This is a genomic window from Zymomonas sp., assembly GCF_020216885.1.
Taxonomy (GTDB): Bacteria; Pseudomonadota; Alphaproteobacteria; order Sphingomonadales; family Sphingomonadaceae; genus Zymomonas.
In genome coordinates this window covers 1-2,704 of sequence record NZ_JAIWON010000184.1, presented here as the reverse complement: position 1 = coordinate 2,704, position 2,704 = coordinate 1, and the positions used below count along the sequence as shown (strand labels likewise).

The 2,704-nt window shown below is 42.7% G+C and carries 1 protein-coding gene; it reads right to left on the bottom strand.

The genetic code is table 11. From position 1 onward, the window contains the following. Positions 1-136 precede the first annotated feature (136 nt). A complete protein-coding gene (locus tag LDL18_RS08950) occupies positions 137-2,551 on the bottom strand; it encodes a TonB-dependent receptor (protein ID WP_296508872.1) in 2,415 nt (804 codons plus the stop codon). Positions 2,552-2,704 lie beyond the last annotated feature (153 nt).

The window sequence follows — 2,704 nt, the reverse complement described above, 5'->3', positions numbered from 1 at the left end:
TTTCTGTAGGATGAAGGATCCTATATTAGACAATCAGAAAAGAGCGACTACCCTCATCAATAAGCAAAAATTTTTATAGTCTGCTTATTGATAAAAAGTAATCGCTTCTATTCAATAAAAAGTAAATTTTTATTTATTACAAATTCACATCGACTTTGAAATAATAGAATCCACCGTTCATTCCAAGTTGAGCTGAATCCATATCATATTTCCGTACGCCCAAATAACGATGAGCAAAAGGCACGCGCGTAGGATAGGTATTAAACAGATTATTCGCACCGGCTGTCAAAGACAGCTTAGCATTAACTCGATAAGTTATATCCAAATTGGTTGTATATTTGACATGGTTATGAAAAGGAAAGAATTCATAATTCGATAATAAATCGGAATTGGTCGCACCTCCATAGTAGGAAAGCTGCGATGTTGTATGTCCCCAACGGATTTCATGTAATCCGACGATCCATTTTTTATTACCACTGGTAAACTGACCACCCCAGATAATTTTACTGCGGGGATAGGCTGTTGTGATATAGGCAATGCTTTGTTTAGTCAGAAGATCATTGCCATCGGCATCTTTTTCTTGATGGGTTAAAATGGTGCGGTTGATATTCGCCGCCACGCTCCAGTCAATATGACCAATATCACCAAGATAAGTCGGATAAGTCGCGGTAATATCAATGCCACGGGTGCGGGTATTGGCCACATTGGCAAACCAATGGGTCGAAATAGAGGCTGATGTCCAGCTACCGGAATCCAGTGGTAACGAAAATCCGTTCATGGCAAGCGCACTCAATGCCTGATTGCCATAGACATTGCCTCCGGGCAAAATTTGGCCACGCAGCTTAATCTGATAAAGGTCAGCCGTGATATGCAGCCGTTTGATCGGCTCAAAAGTAACACCGGCCGTAATATTAGTAGAATGTTCTGGTTTTAATTTTTGAGAGCCATTCGCCAAGGCACCTGCAGAATTAGGGCTAATAACACCCCCTGCACCAGAGGGCGAAACAGTCACAGCGCTATAATATTCCTGCGCCAAGGTAGGTGCATGAAAAGCATTGGAAAGAGTTGCTCGAAATCCTAACCATTTGAAAGGGTCATAACGTAAAGCCACTTTTCCGGTTTTTGCATCACCGACATCGGAATAATGCTCATAACGACCGGCAACATCAATTTGTAACTGCTTGACCAGATGGGTAGCGATATCGAAATAGCCGCCAAAGACATTTCGACTAAATTTACCGGCGCTAGCGGGTGAAATGCCGGGCAAGGCTTCAGATCCGCCACCATAAAGAGAATCGGCTGATCCTGCACCGATGGTATAGCTTTCATAGCGATGTGTGCCGCCTCCAGCGACATTGATTTCATGCGGCCAGCCATCGATATGGAAAGCCTTGCTAAAATCAATGGAGTTACTCCATTGCTGGTTTTTAAAACTTTGGACAGGGCTAAATCTTGTAGGCGTTCTTCCGGTATCGGCCTCTATCTGCCTATTGGTAGAATTTTTCAAACCGATCGTATTATAGTCGCGACCATAGACACTGGAAACATCCCAGTTCCAGCCTTTGATTTTGCCCTTTAAACCCGCCATGATTTCCCAATCATTTTCATTCATGGTTTCAATGGGCGAATAACCATTGGGATAAATAGCGGCATAGCTAGGATAATTGGCTAAACTGCTTGCCAGCCGGTAATTTTCAAAGGCTTCCGAATAACGATGGGCATAGGTCGCCAGACCATAGGCTTCTATATTATCGGTAATTTCATAGCCGCCTTTAATGGCTAAACTTTCCCTTGTCTGTTCTGGTTGTCCCAATAATTTATTGGATTTTGTGCCGGTTCTTAAATCGGTGCCACTGCGATAGGTATGGTTTTGGCGAAGAAAGTCGCCGCTGACATGGAGATAACCACGGGAACCCAGCTTGGTGCCACCATCAAGGTAAACGCCTTGCTGAAAACCATCCTTGGCCGCGGTAACACCGGTTACGGTTTGGGCATGGAAACCATGATCCTGTTTTTTCAGGATAATATTCACAACGCCCGCAACGGCATCGGAACCATATTGAGCCGAAGCACCATCTCGTAATACTTCAACATGGTCGATGGCGGCCATTGGAATCATGTCAATATCAACTGGGGTTGTTCCTTGCTGGGGGCCTGAATCAGCATAAATATTGGCGGTTGTATGGCGGCGTTTTTCATCCACCAGAACAAGGGTCTCGTTTGAATTGAGTCCTCTAAGACTGATCGAATCCGTCAAAGCCCCGCTATCGAATCCGCCATTAGGCACAGTCAAAGAAGGTAATAATTGCGTCAAGGCATTGCGTAGACTGGGCATACCCGTTTGAGTAAGCTGTTTTGCGGAAATGATATCGATCGGGGAAATACTCTCACGCGCCTTTTTGCCGGTTTCGCGGGTGCCGGTAACAATAATGGTATCGCCGTTATTAGAAGAAGCCTCCGTTTTTTCTGCGGCAAAGCTCGCATAAGGGTATTGAAAAATCGTCCATGAAAGGGAAAAGAAAAAACTTCCTTTTTTAATAAAATTTTTCATACCCCACCCCATTTTTATAAAATAAACATTTTATATTTTAATTTGATCTTCCTATGTTTTTAAAATTTAATTTCTTTAAAATAAAATATATGCAATAACATTTCTCATATTACTAATAATTTTTATGTTTTCAACATAAAGTGACGATTTATG

What these genes read in the sequence shown, in the direction of transcription:
- LDL18_RS08950 (WP_296508872.1), bottom strand. Translation starts at nt 2,551, where the DNA reads ATGAAAAATTTTATTAAAAAAGGAAGTTTTTTCTTTTCCCTTTCATGG.